This window comes from Rhodococcus sp. 14-2483-1-2 (assembly GCF_002259405.1).
GTDB lineage: Bacteria > Actinomycetota > Actinomycetes > Mycobacteriales > Mycobacteriaceae > Rhodococcoides.
In genome coordinates this window covers 427,467-443,795 of record NZ_NPFW01000022.1, presented here as the reverse complement: position 1 = coordinate 443,795, position 16,329 = coordinate 427,467, and the positions used below count along the sequence as shown (strand labels likewise).

The 16,329-nt window shown below is 64.7% G+C and carries 18 protein-coding genes; 8 read left to right on the top strand and 10 right to left on the bottom strand.

Annotated elements, in window-relative coordinates:
• Positions 1 to 111 precede the first annotated feature (111 nt).
• Genes hemE through CH295_RS23040 form a run of 5 tightly spaced genes read left to right on the top strand, consistent with a single transcriptional unit; the run spans position 112 to position 6,273 of the window.
• Complete coding sequence (gene hemE, locus CH295_RS23060; RefSeq protein ID WP_037190079.1) at positions 112 to 1,185, top strand: uroporphyrinogen decarboxylase; 1,074 nt, start codon at positions 112 to 114, stop codon at positions 1,183 to 1,185.
• Entirely contained in the window at positions 1,182 to 2,537 is a 1,356-nt protein-coding gene (locus CH295_RS23055) for a protoporphyrinogen oxidase (protein WP_094742007.1), read from the top strand. The genes hemE and CH295_RS23055 overlap by 4 nt, the downstream gene beginning before the upstream one ends.
• A gap of 4 nt (positions 2,538 to 2,541) precedes the next feature.
• Complete coding sequence (gene hemQ / locus CH295_RS23050) at positions 2,542 to 3,237, top strand: hydrogen peroxide-dependent heme synthase (RefSeq protein WP_032397941.1); 696 nt, start codon at positions 2,542 to 2,544, stop codon at positions 3,235 to 3,237.
• Positions 3,234 to 3,938 carry an HAD family hydrolase gene (locus tag CH295_RS23045; protein WP_170946028.1) on the top strand — a complete coding sequence of 235 codons (705 nt, stop codon included), beginning with the start codon at positions 3,234 to 3,236 and terminating at the stop codon, positions 3,936 to 3,938. The genes hemQ and CH295_RS23045 overlap by 4 nt, the downstream gene beginning before the upstream one ends.
• A gap of 13 nt (positions 3,939 to 3,951) precedes the next feature.
• Positions 3,952 to 6,273 carry a molybdopterin-dependent oxidoreductase gene (locus CH295_RS23040; RefSeq protein WP_170946027.1) on the top strand — a complete coding sequence of 774 codons (2,322 nt, stop codon included), beginning with the start codon at positions 3,952 to 3,954 and terminating at the stop codon, positions 6,271 to 6,273.
• Here the strand turns inward: CH295_RS23040 and CH295_RS23035 are convergent.
• The 6 genes from CH295_RS23035 to CH295_RS23010 form a co-directional block, all read right to left on the bottom strand.
• Entirely contained in the window at positions 6,251 to 6,709 is a 459-nt protein-coding gene (locus tag CH295_RS23035) for a MaoC family dehydratase (protein WP_045195371.1), read from the bottom strand. The two genes, CH295_RS23040 and CH295_RS23035, sit on opposite strands and share 23 nt — an antisense overlap.
• 86 nt (positions 6,710 to 6,795) lie before the next feature.
• Positions 6,796 to 7,608 carry a polysaccharide pyruvyl transferase family protein gene (locus tag CH295_RS23030; protein WP_094742006.1) on the bottom strand — a complete coding sequence of 271 codons (813 nt, stop codon included), beginning with the start codon at positions 7,606 to 7,608 and terminating at the stop codon, positions 6,796 to 6,798.
• 126 nt (positions 7,609 to 7,734) lie between these two features.
• Positions 7,735 to 8,163, bottom strand: a complete 429-nt coding sequence (gene msrB / locus CH295_RS23025; RefSeq protein WP_037189448.1) for a peptide-methionine (R)-S-oxide reductase MsrB — start codon at positions 8,161 to 8,163, stop codon at positions 7,735 to 7,737.
• 27 nt (positions 8,164 to 8,190) lie between these two features.
• Positions 8,191 to 9,429, bottom strand: coding sequence for a glycosyltransferase family 87 protein (locus CH295_RS23020; protein ID WP_037189446.1), 1,239 nt, complete (start codon positions 9,427 to 9,429; stop codon positions 8,191 to 8,193).
• Between the two features lie 63 nt (positions 9,430 to 9,492).
• Positions 9,493 to 11,055 carry an alpha/beta hydrolase gene (locus tag CH295_RS23015; protein WP_094742005.1) on the bottom strand — a complete coding sequence of 521 codons (1,563 nt, stop codon included), beginning with the start codon at positions 11,053 to 11,055 and terminating at the stop codon, positions 9,493 to 9,495.
• Positions 11,056 to 11,101: 46 nt separating this feature from the next.
• A complete protein-coding gene (locus CH295_RS23010) occupies positions 11,102 to 11,890 on the bottom strand; it encodes a pyrimidine reductase family protein (RefSeq protein WP_094742004.1) in 789 nt (262 codons plus the stop codon).
• 34 nt (positions 11,891 to 11,924) lie between these two features.
• Here CH295_RS23010 and zapE point away from each other — a divergent pair, with 34 nt between their 5' ends.
• Positions 11,925 to 12,938, top strand: coding sequence for a cell division protein ZapE (gene zapE / locus CH295_RS23005; RefSeq protein WP_037189441.1), 1,014 nt, complete (start codon positions 11,925 to 11,927; stop codon positions 12,936 to 12,938).
• Positions 12,939 to 12,945: 7 nt separating this feature from the next.
• Here zapE and CH295_RS23000 read toward each other — a convergent pair whose 3' ends face one another.
• From CH295_RS23000 to CH295_RS22985, 4 genes are read right to left on the bottom strand one after another with little or no spacing between them, the layout of a single operon-like run.
• Complete coding sequence (locus CH295_RS23000) at positions 12,946 to 13,473, bottom strand: GNAT family N-acetyltransferase (RefSeq protein WP_094742003.1); 528 nt, start codon at positions 13,471 to 13,473, stop codon at positions 12,946 to 12,948.
• Complete coding sequence (locus CH295_RS28140; protein WP_052047498.1) at positions 13,470 to 13,922, bottom strand: hypothetical protein; 453 nt, start codon at positions 13,920 to 13,922, stop codon at positions 13,470 to 13,472. Before CH295_RS28140 ends, CH295_RS23000 begins: the two co-directional genes overlap by 4 nt.
• A gap of 16 nt (positions 13,923 to 13,938) precedes the next feature.
• The gene (locus tag CH295_RS22990; protein ID WP_094742002.1) at positions 13,939 to 14,646 is read right to left on the bottom strand and encodes an alpha/beta hydrolase family protein; all 708 of its coding nucleotides are present in this window, start codon (positions 14,644 to 14,646) and stop codon (positions 13,939 to 13,941) included.
• On the bottom strand, positions 14,639 to 14,923 hold the full coding sequence (locus CH295_RS22985) for a hypothetical protein (protein WP_230596216.1): 285 nt from the start codon (positions 14,921 to 14,923) through the stop codon (positions 14,639 to 14,641). The genes CH295_RS22990 and CH295_RS22985 overlap by 8 nt, the downstream gene beginning before the upstream one ends.
• A 504-nt stretch (positions 14,924 to 15,427) precedes the next feature.
• On the opposite strand from CH295_RS22985, the gene CH295_RS22980 reads away from it, so the two are divergent.
• A complete protein-coding gene (locus CH295_RS22980) occupies positions 15,428 to 15,640 on the top strand; it encodes a hypothetical protein (protein ID WP_094742195.1) in 213 nt (70 codons plus the stop codon).
• 85 nt (positions 15,641 to 15,725) lie between these two features.
• Entirely contained in the window at positions 15,726 to 16,295 is a 570-nt protein-coding gene (locus CH295_RS22975; RefSeq protein ID WP_252342150.1) for a hypothetical protein, read from the top strand.
• Positions 16,296 to 16,329 lie beyond the last annotated feature (34 nt).

The following is a 16,329-nucleotide window of genomic DNA, read 5'->3' as shown; positions in this document are numbered from 1 at the left end:
GACGCGTCACGTTGCGCTCAGGCGGAGGCGCGCCGAGCCGTGATGGAACCGAAGTGGGTGTGTCGCCCTTGGTGGCAGGAGCTTTTTTCCCGCGTGGCAGCATGGAAGACGATGAACGCCGAACCGCACGCCACAGCCCCCGCCCGTCGAGAACTCCCGGACGCGCCGTTCCTGGCCGCGATCGCGGGTCGAGCTCCCTCGCGTCGGCCGGTGTGGTTCATGCGCCAGGCCGGTAGGTCGCTGCCCGAGTACCGCAAGATTCGCGCCGGCATCGGCATGTTGGATTCCTGCTTCCGGCCCGACCTCGTGGCGGAGATCACCCTCCAGCCTGTTCGTCGGCACGACGTGGACGCGGCAATCCTGTTCTCGGACATCGTCGTTCCGCTCAAGGCCGCCGGTATCGATCTCGACATCGTCGCAGGTACCGGACCGGTCGTCGCGCAGCCGGTGCGGTCGGCTGCCGATGTCGCCGCACTGCCGATCCTGACCGCCGATCAGGTGGAGCCGGTGGCCGATGCGGTGCGGATCCTCACCCGTGAACTGGCCGGTACGCCGCTCATCGGTTTCGCGGGCGCACCGTTCACCCTCGCGTCGTATCTGGTCGAGGGTGGCCCGAGCCGCAATCACGAGAAGACCAAGGCGCTCATGCGGTCCGATCCGGCGACCTGGCATGCCCTGCTCGACGCACTGGCCACCACGACGATCACCTTCCTGCAGGCTCAGCTCGCCGCAGGCGTCGACGCAGTGCAGGTGTTCGACTCCTGGGCGGGTGCGCTGTCCCTCGCCGACTACCGCGAGTACGTGCTGCCGCACTCGACGCGAGTGTTCGACGCCGTGTCCTCGGCCGGTGTACCCAAGATCCATTTCGGTGTCGGAACCGGAGAACTGCTCGGGGCGATGGGTGAGGCCGGTGCCGACGTGGTCGGTGTCGACTGGCGTATTCCGCTCGACGACGCCGTGCACCGGGTCGGCGGCGGCAAGGTGCTGCAAGGAAATCTCGATCCCGCGGTGCTGTTCGCCGGCTGGGATGCCGTCGAGGCCGAAGTTCGTCGTATCGCCGCCGAAGCGGACCGCGCGGTGGCGGCCGGTGCGCGCGGACATGTGTTCAACCTCGGACACGGAGTGCTCCCCGATACCGATCCCGAGATTCTGACCCGCGTGGTGTCGCTGGTGCATTCGTTGTGACGGTGCGGCGGTACGCCGTGGTCGGCGGCGGAATCTCCGGACTCGTCGCGGCGTATCGCCTCCGACAGTCCTGCGGACCGGATGCTGAGATCACGCTCGTCGAGGCCTCGTCGCGCATCGGTGGCACGCTGCGCACCACGGCAGTCGGAACGGACTCGTTGGACGTCGGTGCGGAGGCCTTCATCGGTCGTCGTCCGGAAGTGCCGGCTCTGCTCGCCGAACTCGGCCTGTCGGATCAGCTGGTGCACCCGTCGTCGGCGCGTCCACTGGTCTACTCCGGCGGTCGGACGCATCCCCTCCCGCTCGGCACCTTGATGGGGATACCGTCCTCGGCCGATTCGGTACGGGATCTGGTGGACGGTGAAGACTTGCGCCTCATCGAGACCGAGACCGCGCGGCCCTTCGCCTGGACCTCGGGTTCGGACGTGAGTGTGGCCGATCTCGTGGGCACCAGGTTCGGCTCCCAGGTCGTGAGCCGTTCGGTGGACCCGCTGCTCGGCGGCGTGTATTCCGGCTCGGCGAGCTCCATCGGCGTCCGCGCGGCTCTGCCCACGTTGGCTGCCGCGTTGGACGGCGGAGCGGCGAACCTGACCGAGGCAGTGCTGGCAGCACTGCCCACTCCGTCGCCGGGACCGGTCTTCGGCGGACTGCGCGACGGTTATGCGGTGCTGCTCGATGCTCTCGTCGCTGCGACCGATGCCCACACGGTCGTCGGAGCAGGCGTCGGTGAGATTCGCCGCGACGCCGGCGGGTGGTTCGTCGAGGGCGTCGGACTCGTCGACGGAGTGGTGCTGGCGGTCCCGGCGCCGATTCTCGGTCGCCTCATCGCCGAGGTGGCCCCCGCGGCGGCGCAGGCCGCGCGCAATATCGAACTCGCGTCCTCGGTCGTCGTCGCGCTCGCGTTCCCCAAGACGACGCAGCTACCGCAGAATTCCGGAATCCTGGTGGCCACGGACGCAGGCTTGGACGTCAAGGCATTCACCCTGTCGAGCCGCAAGTGGCCGCACCTGGAGGAGCGTGACGCGGTACTGCTGCGGGCCTCGCTCGGCCGCTTCGGTGACACCACGGCGTCGGACCGATCCGACGCCGAGTCGATCGAGACCGCACTCGCGGACCTCGCGGCGGTGGCGAACATCGATGCGCAGCCGCTCGCCGCGACCGTGCAGCGCTGGCCGGGAGGTCTGCCGCAGTACGCCCCGGGGCACCTCGATCGCGTCGCCACCATCGAGGCCGGAGTGGCCGACCTACCCGGCCTCGAGGTCACCGGGGCCTGGCAGCGCGGCGTCGGAGTGCCCGCGTGTATTGCGTCCGCCACCACCGCTGCCGCCCGTCTGATCGAAGTGGCACGATAGGGCCATGGCACGCCTCGATTACTCAGCGCTCAACTCGACTCTTCGCTACTTGATGTTCTCGGTCTACAAGGTCACGCCCGGCGTTCTCGGCGAGGATCGGGCCGCGGCTGCCAAGGAAGCGAAGGTGTTCTTCGAAGGTCGTGAAGACAAGGGCGTCGCGGTGCGAGGGGTCTACGACATCGCCGGTATGCGCGCCGACGCCGACTTCATGGTGTGGACGCACGCCGAGCGCATCGAGGATCTCCAGGCGACGTACTCCGATTTCCGTCGCACCACCGCGCTGGGCAAGGCGAGTACTCCGGTGTGGAGCAACACCGCGTTGCACCGCCCGGCCGAATTCAACAAGAGCCACGTTCCGGCCTTCATCGCCGGTGAGGATCCGGGCGCGTACATCTGCGTCTACCCGTTCGTCCGCTCGATCGATTGGTACCTGCTGCCCGACGACGAGCGTCGCACGATGCTCGCCGACCACGGCAAGGCCGCACGCGACTACAAGGACGTGCGCGCGAACACCGTGCCGTCGTTCGCGCTCGGCGACTACGAGTGGATCCTCGCCTTCGAGGCTCCCGAACTCGATCGCATCGTGGACCTGATGCGTGACCTGCGGGCCACCGAGGCGAGGCGTCACGTGCGCGAGGAGACCCCGTTCTTCACCGGCCCTCGGGTCGAGGTGGACGCGCTCGTCGAATCTCTCCCGTGACGACGACGGGCACACCCGCGATCGAGGCCGTCCTGTTCGACTTCTCGGGCACGCTGTTCAGGCTCGAGGAGCACCCCTCCTGGTTCGACGGGATTCACGATGCCGATGGCACCCCCGTCGACGGTGCCGGAGCCGCGGAACTGATGCGACGCATGACGGCACCGGTGGGGGAGACGGTCGAGTTCGACGACGCGACGCGTCATGCTTGGCGGAACCGAGATCTCGATCCGGCCCTGCACCGACAGGCCTATCTGCATGTGCTCGCGCAGTCCGGTGTCACCGATCCGGCGCACGCAGAATCCGTCTACGGTCGCGTGATCGATGCGGATTCCTGGACGCCGTACCCGGATACCGAGCCGGCTCTGAAAATGCTTGCGGCCGAATCGATTCGGACCGGTATATTGAGCAACATCGCGTTCGACATCCGTCCTGCCTTCGTCGATCGCGGTCTCGACAGATTCGTCGACGAATTCGTGCTCTCGTTCGAGGTGGGTCACGTCAAACCGCAGCCCGAGATCTTCCGGCACGCGGTAGCGGCCTTGGGAGTCGATCCCTCGGTGACACTGATGGTGGGCGACAGCGCCGAGGCCGACGGTGCCGCTCGAGAGATCGGATGCAGCTTCGCTCTCGTCGATCCGGTGCCGACGGCGCAGCGGCCCGATGCACTACTGAAGGCGCTGCGCCAGTTCGGAATTCGATGACCGGGGTGGTTCGATGAACGGGGTGGCCGGCGTTCAACACATGGGCCACTGGGGCATGTTTCGTGCCGAGTCGGACGGGCGCGATGTCACCGCGATTCATCCCCAGGTGACGGACAGTAATCCCTCCCCGGTGTTGGGCAACCTCGTCGGGTCGGTGACCCATCGATCCCGCGTCACCGCACCGGCGGTGCGCAAGGGCTGGCTCGAGCACGGGCCGGGGCCGACCGACAAGCGTGGCAGCGACGAGTTCGTCGAGGTCTCGTGGGACGAGTTGACCGACCTGCTGTCCGACGAACTACGCAGAGTGATCGACACATTCGGCAACAACGCCGTGTACGGCGGGTCGTACGGGTGGGCGAGTGCCGGACGCTTCCATCACGCGCAGAGTCAGGTGCATCGCTTTCTCAACTGCATCGGCGGTTACACGCGATCGGTGCACAGCTACTCACTGGGTGCGACCGGCGTCATCATGCCGCACGTCCTCGGTGCGCATTGGAAGATGTTCTCGCGCTCCACCTCCTGGAACGTGATCGCCGCACATACCGAATTGCTGGTGGCGTTCGGCGGAGTTCCGGTGAAGAACACCGGCATCAATCACGGCGGTACGTCGGACCACCCAACCGTCGATTCGCTCGACGCGATGCGCGCCCGCGGTGGGCAGATCGTCACCGTGAGTCCGCTTCGCAGCGACATGAACGGCGACGCGCGCTGGATCTCTCCGCGGCCCGGTACCGACGTGGCGATGATGCTGGCGCTCGCATACGTGCTCGCCGACGAAAAGCTGCACGACACAGCATTTCTCGACACGTACTGCCAGGGCTATCCGGAGTTCGAGCGATATCTGCTCGGCATCACGGACGGCACACCCAAGACCCCGCAGTGGGCCTCGGCGATCTGCGGCATCGACGCCGCGGAGATCGCGGATCTGGCCCGCGAGATGGCGTCGAAACGCACGATGGTGACGGTCACCTGGTCACTGCAGCGGACGCGACACGGCGAGCAGGCTCCGTGGATGGGCGTCACGTTGGCGTCGATGCTCGGTGGGATCGGCGTTCCTGGTGGCGGATTCGGGCACGGTTACGGGTCGATGAACGAGCCGGGCCTGGCCCCGGTGCCGTATCCGTTGCCGACTCTGCCCCAGGGAATCAATCCCGTTCCCGATCTGATTCCGGTCGCTGCTGTCTCGGACATGCTTCTGAATCCCGGTGGTGAATTCGACTACGACGGTGGACGATTGACCTATCCCGATATCAAGATCGTCTACTGGGCCGGCGGAAACCCTTTCCACCACCACCAGGATCTGGGGCGGCTACGTCGCGCTCTCGGGAGAACCGACACCGTCGTGGTGCACGACCCGTACTGGACACCGATGGCCAAGCACGCCGACATCGTCGTCCCGTCGACCACATCGTTGGAGAGGTCGGATCTGAGCTGCACGCGCAACGATCCCTTGCTCGTCGCGATGGCCCCGGCCGCCGCACGGTTCGCCGATTCCCGCGACGACTACGACACGTTCGCCGAGCTGGCGACGAAACTCGGTGTGGGCGAGCAGTTCACCGAGGGGCGTAGCTCGCAGCAGTGGGTCGAGCACCTGTACGAGCAGTGGCGCGGATATCTACGCGCCGGGGGCGTCGATACTCCCGAATACGACGATTTCGTGCGTGCGGGCTCGTTTCGGATGAAGACCGAGGATGATCTGACGTTCTTCGAGGACTTTCGACGCGACCCGGTGGGCAACGCGCTGCGCACCCCGAGCGGCAAGATCGAAATCTTCTCGTCGACGGTGGCGGGGTTCGACTACGAGGACTGCCGTGGGCATCCGATGTGGTTCGAGCCGCAGGAATGGCTCGGTGGACCGCGAGCCCGGCAGTTCCCGTTGCACCTGATCGCCAATCAGCCACGCACCAGGCTGCACAGTCAGCTCGATCACGGTGCGGTGAGCCGTAACTCGAAGGTTCAGGGCCGCGAGCCGATACGAATGCACCCGTCGGCGGCCGGGGTCAGGGGAGTGTCGGACGGCGACGTCGTACGGGTGTTCAACGACCGCGGTTCGTGTCTGGCCGGTGTGGTTCTCGACGACGCGATGCTGGAATCGGTCGTGCAGTTGTCCACCGGAGCCTGGTACGACCCGCTCGATCCGGCGGATCCCGATTCGATGTGCGTACACGGCAGCGTGAATGTGCTCACCGCGGACGAGGGCTCGTCGGCGCTTGCGCGCGGCTGCACCGGCCAGCACGTGTTGGTGGAGATCGAACGCTACGACGAGCCGTTGCCGCCGATCACAGCGTTCGATCCACCTGTTCGATCCGAGGTCAGAACACGACGCGAGAGATGATTTCGGCGACCAGCGCCGGCTTGTCCTCGCCCTCGATCTGCAACGTTCCCGCCGTCACCATCTGCAGTGCCCCGCCGGATACCTCTTCGACGGAGACGAGGGTGGTCTGCAGGCGCACGTGGGCACCGACCTTCACCGGGTTGATGAAGCGAACCTTGTTGGAGCCGTAGTTGATTCCGAGCTTGGTGTTCTCGATGGTGTAGATCTGCCAGTTGAGCATCGACACCAGGGACAGGCTCAGAAATCCGTGGGCGATGGGTGCGCCGAACGGGCTTTCCTTCTTCGCCCGCTCGACGTCGACGTGGATCCACTGATGATCGCCGGTGGCGTCGGCGAAGGTGTTCACCCGTTCTTGGGTGATCTGCAGCCAGTCACTGGTGCCGAGGTCTTCGCCGACGGCCGCTTTGATCTGCTCTGGTGAGGTGAAAGTGCGCATGCTCACAGTATGCACTTTCGCAGCAGGACGCTCGAGGGCGAATGAGTGGGTGAACGAAGTTCGGCTCTGTTCTCGGCCTGCGGAATTCAGGCCGCGCAGCGCGGAGCGAACGGAAAAGCGGCAATCAGATCGTCTTGGATTTCCGTCAGATTCGGAATCGGGCGATAGTCCTTCCGAAGTTGCGCGATTTTCTCGTGATCCCGCGCAAGGTCCGACGAATGCTGGAGTGCTTGTCGGTCGAAAGCGGAGTAGTAGTCGTCGAATTTGTATCCGTTGCCGCCGATGTCCTGCGCCAGCTTTATCCACGCGTTGGGGACTCCGTACGAGTCTGCGACGATCAAGCCGTGCAGACTCGTCGACATCACGAACTCACATGCAGTGATGTCCGCGATGACAGCTGCGGGATGTCTGGACGGGTCGATCAACGTCACGTTCTTCTCTCGCGCGAGCGCTTGCACTACGGGATCCTTCTTGTGCACCCAGTGGTAGACGAGGCCGATTCGACCTGGTACGCGCGGAGAGCGTGAGTAGACCCTGTTCGCCAAGAGCCCGGGGTCCCCGACCGCGACCTCGCGGTCGGACTCGATACGACTCAGCGACAGATGTCCGCGCACAGCAAAGAAATCGAAGTCGGGGTAGCTGAAGTCTTTTTCGTGGGCAGTGTCGCTGAGCATGAATCCTGAACCCCAGACCTTCAGGCTCTTTCGTGCCTCCATGAGCTGGACCATTTCGAGGGTGGAACCCGCCCCGATCATGTCGCTCCGCTTCGCACGACGCCAGGAACACTTCAGCCCGAACAGTGACCTCACCAGTCCGGGCGTCAATTCGTCGCCGAAATTGGGTCTGACGCCGGTGAGTTTTACCTGACGCCACCAGAAAGTTTTGATCGACGTGGCCATAACCGTAAATTTACCTTATGCATAGGTAATCAAAGGTAAATCTACCGAGTTCTGGGCTCTGTTTCGACGGATCTGCAGCTCATGACGCGCGGTACTGCGCGGCGATCCCCGGGATTTCCTGGTCGATCAGGATGCAGGCTTGAGTGTCAACGAGATCGAGTTGATGCAGTACCGCTGATCGGTCGGGGTGGGGTAGCCCTCGCCCTCGAAGACGTGCCCGAGGTGGCTGTGGCAGGTGCGGCAGACGACCTCGACGCGGCGCATTCCCAGTGTGGTGTCTTCCTTCAGGATGACGGCGTCGCTGTCGGCCGGGTCGAAGAAGGACGGCCAGCCGCAATGCGATTCGAACTTTTCGGTGCTGCGGAACAGTTCGGCTCCGCAGGCGCGGCATTCGTAGATGCCTTCGGTGGTGGTATCGGTGTATTCGCCGACGCCGGGACGTTCGGTGCCTGCCTGGCGGAGCACCGCGTATTCCTCGGGGGTCAGCTTCTCGCGCCACTGCGCGTCGGTGAGCTGGACGGCCGGGGCGGAGTTTTTGTCGGTAGCTGAACTCATGCTTACACGCTAATACGATTTGTCGGGCTATGCCGTTTTCGCTGGTGGAGCGCTCGGCAACAGGTAGCTCGGTTCGATTCCGTCGTCGAGTCGCCCTTCGCTTCGGGCGGCGAACCAGCGTCCGACGAGCACGCCGAAGATGACGACGATCAGCAGGGCCCAGCCGAAAGTGGTGCGGAGATAGTCCAGCGCGCGCCCGGTTTCGATCCATCGCCCCGAGAGCCATCGGTCGTAGTTCATGAACCCGTAGATCGCGAGCCAGGCAGGCCAGTTTCGCAGCAGCGAATTCTTCAACACGACGGTCATGAGCAGCGGGAACAGCATCATCGAGTAGTACATCTGGCCGAGCGAGCCCAACAGCCAATGCGCGGTGAGGATCAAGCCCGAGGTGGTCGCGAAGAAGAACAGTCGGTCCTCGCGGCAGTACCGGTAGAGCAGCCACAGCGAGATCAGAACCATGATTCCCAGGACCGCGCGGATGCCGAGGGTGAGCAGTTCGGGAACACCGTAGTAGCGCCCGTTACCCACGACAGCACTGTTGAAGTAGTCGCGAGTCTGCAGTAGGTATGGCAGCGTCCGGTCGATGAAGTTCATCGGGTCCACCGAGAGCGGCCAGGCGATGGCCATCATGACCACGGGGATCGCGATCGAGGTGATGAACACCTTCCACTGACGCGTCATCAGGGGAAGCAGCAGTAGCGGCGCAAGCATGGGCTTGATCGCCAGAGTCAGACCCATGGCAACGCCGGCCGACAGGTCCTTGCGCTGGAGGAGGAATCCGAGGAAGGCGACCTCTCCGAGAAGCACGAAGCCGTTGAAGTTGGTGAACACCAAGGTGTTGGTCACCGTTTCGCTGACGAAGGCGGCCAGCAGGAGTGCGGGGGCTGCCACCGAATCGAGGCGGAATCCGAAGATGCGCAACAGGATGTACAGCGCCAGCAGTATTGCGATCGTGCTGGCGATGATGAACAGCCAGCGGGATCGCTCGGGATCGATGACGGCAATGGGGGAGAGCAGCATCGTCGCGCTCGGCTGATACAGGTAGTGCGGATCGACCGAGTCGAAATTCGCCGTGTACACCGGCTGGCGGTTGAGGAATGCCAGGGCGGCGCTGTACACCGGGTTGAAATCGTTGGTGATGTCTCCGTTGACCGCCTTGATCACCACCCGCTGGATGACGGTCATGATGGCGATCGGCCACAGGGCGTACTTGATTACCTCGGCGGTCGTCCGCCCTGACCGCGGCTCCAGAAAGCTAAGTGACACCCGGGAACGGTACCCGAGACGGGGACCGCACCGGCGAAGGACACCCCGCGATGGGCGCCCGACTCAGGCGGGGCAGACGGTGCCGTCGGTCGGAAGTGCGGTGTCGCGTGCGTAGTTCACCGCAGCGCTCTGTAGACACTGCGATCCGCCGAGGCTCGGATGCCCGCTGCCCTGCCACGCGGCCGACGCGACGCCTGCACCGGTCGCCCCGACCAACCCCGTGACCGAGGACAAACCGCCGTTGCCCACGATCGGATCGCCTGCATTGGACAGGACCAACACCGGAACCTCCAGGGAAGTGGGCAGCGGTGTGGACGGAGCCGTCGGCCACGACGAGCACAGCAGCGCCGTCAGAGCGGCGTCGGTGCCGTAGATCGGGTAGCGGTCGTTCCACTGCGACGACAGGTCGCGAACGCCCTGCGGCGACGGCCACTGCTGCCCGTCCGTGCACCGAGACACGAACTGACCGTCGGTGCTGTAGGCGTTTCGGCCGCGTTCGGCGAGGGCCGCCAGCGCGGTGGTGTCGGAATCGGCAGCCGAGGACAGGGCTGTGGAGAGCCCCGTGGCCCGAGACGAGGCGTCGCCTGCTGTCGATGCCAGGGCGAAGGTGATGCCGTCGAGAATCTCGTGGGTGGACAGCGGTGAGAACTCGCCGCCGGCGGCGCGTCGGAGCAGCTCGGCGACGGCGGCCGTCGGATCGCTGCCGAGGGAGCAGTTCAGCGCGACGCATCGCTGCGCGAACGCTCTGAAGGCCGCTTCCTTGCCCTGCGTGCGCTGCTCGGCCAACGTGATCTGATCGGTGCCGACACCGGTCGGCGAATCGAGGATCAAGCGCGAGATGTTGGCCGGGAACTTCGCCGCGTACGCCAGCGCGGTGAGCGCGCCGTTGCCCGATCCGATCAGGCCGATCTGTTCCACACCCCACAGTTGCCGCAGACGGTCCAGATCGTCCGCCGCGTAGGTAGTTCCGAACGCGAGCTCCTGCGGTTGCAACGTGTCGGTGCACTCGATCGTGGCGTCACGACCGGCGTCGACAGCGCGGTCGACCGTGTCGGCATCGGATCTGGTGAACTGCCCCAGCGCGTCGACGGCGGGTCCGGTGACGTCGTCGATGCAGTCCACGGCAGTGGATCGGCCGATTCCGCGTCGATCCACCGCGACGATGGGATGAGCCTCGAGCAGCGTCGCGAGCGGACCGGCGGCCATCGTGGCCAACGTGGCAATCGAGGACCGATCCGAACCGGACGTGAACACCAGCGGTCCTGCATCGGCTGGCGTTCTGTCGAGCCGCGCTCGCAGCGCCCCGACGGCGAAGGTGCCGAACATCTGCCCACTCGCATCCACGTCGGCTTCGTATTCTGCGCATTCGAGTGTCAGACCGGGGGTGGTGGAGGTGAGCCCGAAGGTCCCGAGTGTTGCTGCGGTGCAGTCGGCCCAGTCGAGATCGGTGGCCGGAACGGCGAGTGCGACCGGTTCCGGTGGCGCGTCTGCCGAGGACTCGGCGGGCTGACCGGGGGAGCGTTGTTCCACCGCGACGTCGGGTCGGATCGACGGGCCGGCACCGCAGGCCGCGCACATCGTGGCGAGGACGAGGACCGCGGCGAGCAACGTTCGTTTCTGCGTCACCGTGCGAGGCTATCGACTTTTCGATCGACGGCGGTCCGCGCGCTGCTCATCGCTGACGCACCCAGCGCGTGAGCAGCGTTCCGTCCGCATCTCCCAGGACGTGTGCCCGGTGCATGGGCGCGTCGGACGCGTCGGATGCATGGGCGATACGGCCCGCCTCTCCGGCGACCAGCGTCGGCGAGATCGTCAGACACAGATCGTCCGCCGCCCCGTCGGAGACGAGTTGCCCGAACAGTCCTGGTCCGCCCTCACACAGGATGCGACGGAATCCGAGGTCGCCCAGCGTCGCAACGATGTCGTCGGTCGACACCGATTCGCCGGAGACCTCGAGCACCGTCGCTCCCGCCGAACGAAGCGCTGCCACCTTCGAGCCGTCCGCCGCCGCCGAGGTCAGCACCACCGGCTGCACGTCGGTGTCGGTGATCAATCGAGAATCTGCGTCGATCGACCCGGAGGCGGTGACCACCACGATCGTCGGAACCGGTGCCAGTCCGCCCGCCACCCGCCGTGCCTTTGCTTCGGCGGACAGTGAGACGCCGCCGTAGTTCTCGGCGCGCGCGGTACCGGCCCCGACCAGGACGGCGTCGCACATTTCTCGGAGAATGCCGAACAGTCGGGCATCCGCGGGGGTTCCCAGGCCCGCCGACTTACCGTTCGCGGTGACCGATCCGTCGATGCTGGCGACGAAGTTCGTGCGGATCCACGGTCGGTCGAGATCGGTCGGGTACGCGTGCAGGGCGCGGACGGCATCGTCGTCGAGTGTCGATCCGACGGTGAGCACGGACTCGGTTGCCTGCTCCGATGTGAAGTAGGTCCCAATATGGAGAAGCTGCATGAGAGAGATCAGACCACGTCGTTACGCTTGACAAATGCCCGCACGCCTTGTCGACCGAAATCCCGTGGTCCCCTCCGATCAGCTGATCGCGCAGATGGTCCCGCCGGCGATGTTCGACGACGTCAGTTTCGCCTCGTACATTCCCGACCCCAAGGAGCCGACGCAGGCTGCTGCGGTCGCGAAGGCCGAGGAGTTCGCGAACAAGGTGCAGAAGATCCGCGGCAAGGGCAAGCGCGGCCTTTTCGGCAAGAAGACCCCGGCCATCGGTGCAGGCCTGTACCTCGACGGTGGCTTCGGCGTCGGCAAGACCCACTTGCTCGCCTCGATTTACCACAGCGTTCCCGAACCCAAGGCGTTCGGCACGTTCGTCGAGCTCACCCACGTGGTCGGTGCCCTCGGCTTCAACAAGGCACTCGAAGAACTCTCGAACCACAGCGTGTTGTGCATCGACGAGTTCGAGCTGGACGATCCCGGCGACACGATGTTGGTCTCGCGGTTGCTCTCCGAGCTCTCGCAGCGCGGAGTGTCCATCGTCGCGACCTCGAACACCTTGCCCGGGCAGCTCGGTGAGGGTCGCTTCGCTGCCGAGGACTTCATGCGGGAGATCAAGAAGCTCGGTTCGATCTTCGAGTCCATCCGGGTCGACGGCCCCGACTACCGCCACCGCGATCTGCCCCCGGCTCCCGAGCCCACGTCCGAGTCCGAGCTGATCGACCGCGCCGATACTGTCGAGGGCGCAACCTTGGACGATTTCGACGAGCTGCTGGCGCATCTGAGCACTCTGCACCCCTCGCGCTACGGCAAGTTGCTCGACGGCATTCCTGCGGTGTTCTTGAAGAACGTGCACCCGGCATCGGATCAGGCCATCGCCCTGCGCCTGGTGGTTCTCGCCGACCGCCTGTACGACGCGGGCATCCCGGTGACGGCCTCGGGCGGCAAGCTCGACGAGATCTTCACCGAGGAGATGTTGGCCGGCGGCTACCGCAAGAAGTACCTGCGCGCTACCTCGCGTCTGCTCGCGTTGTCCCGTTTCGCCGCAGTCGGCTGAGCTGTCGTCACAGCCGCACCTGCATGACGTAGTCGTCGTGCGTCTGGACCCCGACGACGAACGTCTTGGTGCCCACGATCTCGAAGCCGTGTTTGGCGTAGAACTTCTGGGCCCGCACGTTCTGCTGATTGACGCCCAACCATGCTGTCGCACAACCGGAGTCACGTGCATGGACGAGCGATGACGTCATCAATCGCCCTGCTGCTCCGCTGCCGTGCTGGGTCGGCCGCACATAGAGTTTGCTGATCTCCGTGGTCGGATGGTGCGAGAGGGTCGCGCGAATGTCCGGGTCCGTAGGAGTTCCCGACACGAGCATCGCGTAGCCAACGACGTCGGCATCGACGGTTTCGTCGACGAGGACCGTCCGGGCAGCGTCGGCGATGTAGTTCTCGAAGTGCTCGGTCGACAACACGGTGGAGATGAACTGCTCGATGTCCTCGGGCCGGGTTCCCGGCGGGCAGGCGAGCGGAAAAGTCGACGCGGCCACCTCGGCGACGCGATGTGCATCGGCGAGTGCTGCCACGCGCACGGTCACAGCAGATCCACCGCGTTCTTGGCATCGCTCAACGACAGACCGGTTCGGTCACGAAGCAGCTTGATCGCCGAGATCGCTTTGCCCTCCGATTTCAGTGACTGCAATCGCGGGATCAGATCGTCCCAGGGTGTCGGACCGGAGTGAGCGGCGTCGACGATGGTGGCCGAGGACGGAAAGGGCTCGCCGCGTTGGACGCTTTCGATCGCGTTCTTCGCGTCGAGGAGACCGGCACCTGTCCGTTGACGAAAGACCTTGATGGCCTGGATCTTCTTGTTCGCGGCAAGCAGCCGATGAATATCTGCGCGGGCACCCTCGTCGAGACCGACGAGCCCGATGGTGTGCGAGCCCGCCGGGGACGTGCCGGGCTTCTTGCGGGCCAGCAGCCACGCTGCCAGCACTGCGGCGTCGACGAGGACCAACGCCACGATGAACCATCCCCAGGTCGGCATGCCTTAGTAGACCACTTCAGCGCGACGGGTCGAAGAGCGGGACGACAACCGACGAATCGGACGTCGGGCCACCGAACAACGAGGAGGCACCGGCAAGGGTCTTCGTGGCTGCGTCGTATTTGATCGGAGCAAGGTCGTGGCCTGCACCCTCGATGTCGACAAGCAGTGTGGGGGCCGGGACGAGCGCGAGCGCAGCGATCGATTCGGCAGTGGTGCCGAACGGATCCTTCGTGCCGTGCACCATCACCGTCGGTGTTCGCAGTTCGGGCAGGTGCTGGGTACGAGCTTTCTCCGGCTTGCCCGGCGGGTGCAGGGGATAGGAGGTCAGAACGAGTCCGTCGACGAGACCTGGTTGCTCGGCCGCGATCATCGACCCTTGTCTGCCACCGTAGGAATGCCCACCGAATGCGATGAAGCCGCCGGTCTCGGCGCGAAGGCGGTCGACGGCAGCGGCGATGCCCAGCCGGTCCTCGGCCGACCGGGACGGGTGCGGCGGCCCCTTGGGCTTGCGTACTCGGAAAGGAAGGTCGAAACGCAGCACCGTGAAGCCGGCTGCTGTCCATACCGACGCTATGCGCTGCAGTAGAAGCGACTCGCAGTTGCCGCCCGCACCGTGCGTGAGAGCGAGGCCGCCCCGTGACGGCATCGAGGGGGTGTGCAGAAAGGCGACGCCCCCGCCGAGATCGATGTCGGCGGGGGCGTCGGGACCATCGAGTTCAGGCATCGTTCGAGGACGTTACCTTTTCCTGGGTGTCGGCGTGATCCGTGTCAGTAGGGCTGTCGGAGTCGGTGGAGTCCTGGTCATCGGCGTCCACCATCTCACCGTTGTCGTCGACCATGTCGGCGAAGGCGGTCCCGGCGACGGTGCCGTTGGTTCCCGGAAGGGCCACGGTGGGCCGGGCACCGGGGCGATACCGGTCGTCGAGGCCCTCGACGGACTTCTTCGCTTCCTCCAGGGTGGCGTCGTCGACTGTGGGTTCGCTCTGAGCATCGTCCGACACGTGAGTGTCCTTCCATCGAAGTGTGTGCGTCATCTCCACTGTGCACTTCTATGGCGTGAATCACCACAATTGATTCGTGAAGCACAAAAAAGACCCCCTCGACAGGGGGTCTTAGCCGCAATGCGGAAGCAGGTAGCAGGTAGGAACCATCCCGTGCGACCGGTGTCAGCAACTGATCGTTCCTAACACACCATAGGGCTTGGGCCACTCCGACGATCGATCAAACTATATCGGGCCATCCCACGCGACGTGCATCCGCGCAGAAGCAGGGCGCGTGAGCCGCCTGTACCGATAGGCACGCACCGCAGCTCAGCGTGACACGTAAACCCTCTGACCTGCGGCTAGGTAGTCTACCCGCCCTGGTGCTGATCCTTACGCCAAGCGCCGACGGAAGCGCTGGTCAAGGGCCGTCTTTGGCCGGACAAGTTCAAAGCTTGGGCTAGCTTGTCGTACCCGTGGGATAGAAATGCAGGTATGTTGAGATATCCGAGCAAGGAGGCAAACATGACTGCCGTGCTGGAACCGGACGATACCGTGATCGTCGCTACGGCCGAGGACCTGACCATCGCAATCGAAAACGCTCTAAGGCGTGCGGGGTGCACGTTCGATGAACTAGCCGAGCAAGCGCGGGATGGCTACTTCGACTCTCTGCGCGCGCGACTAGCTTGGTCCGCCGTGGGCGACTTGTACCGGGGCCGAGTTGGCGCGACAGTTTGACTTGAATCGTGAGGCGCATGGGTTCGCAACTGGGTTGTCAGAGACGCTGAACAGCACAGTCTGCCACGGCATCAGACTAAACTCGGTGGTAACGCATGGCACCAACCCACGAGCCACCGTCGGTTACAAACTTGACAGGTACAACCTGGATGCTCAGGTAGGAGTACCACTATCTATAGGTGGAGAGCCTTCTCTCTTCCTCGGCATTCAGATGCGCCTGGAGTGCGACGACGAGCAAAAGTATCTGATGGTGACGAGTTCAGTCCTGGTGCTTTCCGTTGATGCCGATCTCGAACAGACGCTGCTGCACTACGACTATGAACGCGAGAAGTCACACGGCTACCCGGAGGCTCACGTACAGATTAACGCCACGTCACCTGACTGGGAGCTAAGTTGCACCCGGTCGGACGGCAACGTGCGGGCCCTTCGTAAGCTTCACCTGCCGGTGGGCGGACGCCGCTTTAGACCGACGTTGGAAGACTTCATCGAGTTTCTGATTCTAGAGAAGTTGACGCTCGGCCGTGAAGGGTGGGAGCGAAGCATCAAGATCACGCGAGATGAGTTTCACCACCGTCAGCTGAAGGCCGCGATCCGGCGAAATCCGGCCCTCGCCCGGCAGTGCCTAATTGACGAAGGCCTGCTCGACGATCGGTAGGCCTATGCAATTACGTGTTGCAACTACCTGGCGT

What these genes read in the sequence shown, in the direction of transcription:
- msrB (WP_037189448.1), bottom strand. Translation starts at nt 8,163, where the DNA reads ATGAGTTCAGCTACCGACAAAAACTCCGCCCCGGCCGTCCAGCTCACC.
- CH295_RS22980 (WP_094742195.1), top strand. Translation starts at nt 15,428, where the DNA reads ATGACTGCCGTGCTGGAACCGGACGATACCGTGATCGTCGCTACGGCC.
- CH295_RS23030 (WP_094742006.1), bottom strand. Translation starts at nt 7,608, where the DNA reads ATGGCCACGTCGATCAAAACTTTCTGGTGGCGTCAGGTAAAACTCACC.
- CH295_RS22990 (WP_094742002.1), bottom strand. Translation starts at nt 14,646, where the DNA reads ATGCCTGAACTCGATGGTCCCGACGCCCCCGCCGACATCGATCTCGGC.
- hemQ (WP_032397941.1), top strand. Translation starts at nt 2,542, where the DNA reads ATGGCACGCCTCGATTACTCAGCGCTCAACTCGACTCTTCGCTACTTG.
- CH295_RS23010 (WP_094742004.1), bottom strand. Translation starts at nt 11,890, where the DNA reads ATGCAGCTTCTCCATATTGGGACCTACTTCACATCGGAGCAGGCAACC.
- hemE (WP_037190079.1), top strand. Translation starts at nt 112, where the DNA reads ATGAACGCCGAACCGCACGCCACAGCCCCCGCCCGTCGAGAACTCCCG.
- CH295_RS28140 (WP_052047498.1), bottom strand. Translation starts at nt 13,922, where the DNA reads ATGCCGACCTGGGGATGGTTCATCGTGGCGTTGGTCCTCGTCGACGCC.
- CH295_RS23035 (WP_045195371.1), bottom strand. Translation starts at nt 6,709, where the DNA reads ATGCGCACTTTCACCTCACCAGAGCAGATCAAAGCGGCCGTCGGCGAA.
- zapE (WP_037189441.1), top strand. Translation starts at nt 11,925, where the DNA reads ATGCCCGCACGCCTTGTCGACCGAAATCCCGTGGTCCCCTCCGATCAG.
- CH295_RS23040 (WP_170946027.1), top strand. Translation starts at nt 3,952, where the DNA reads ATGAACGGGGTGGCCGGCGTTCAACACATGGGCCACTGGGGCATGTTT.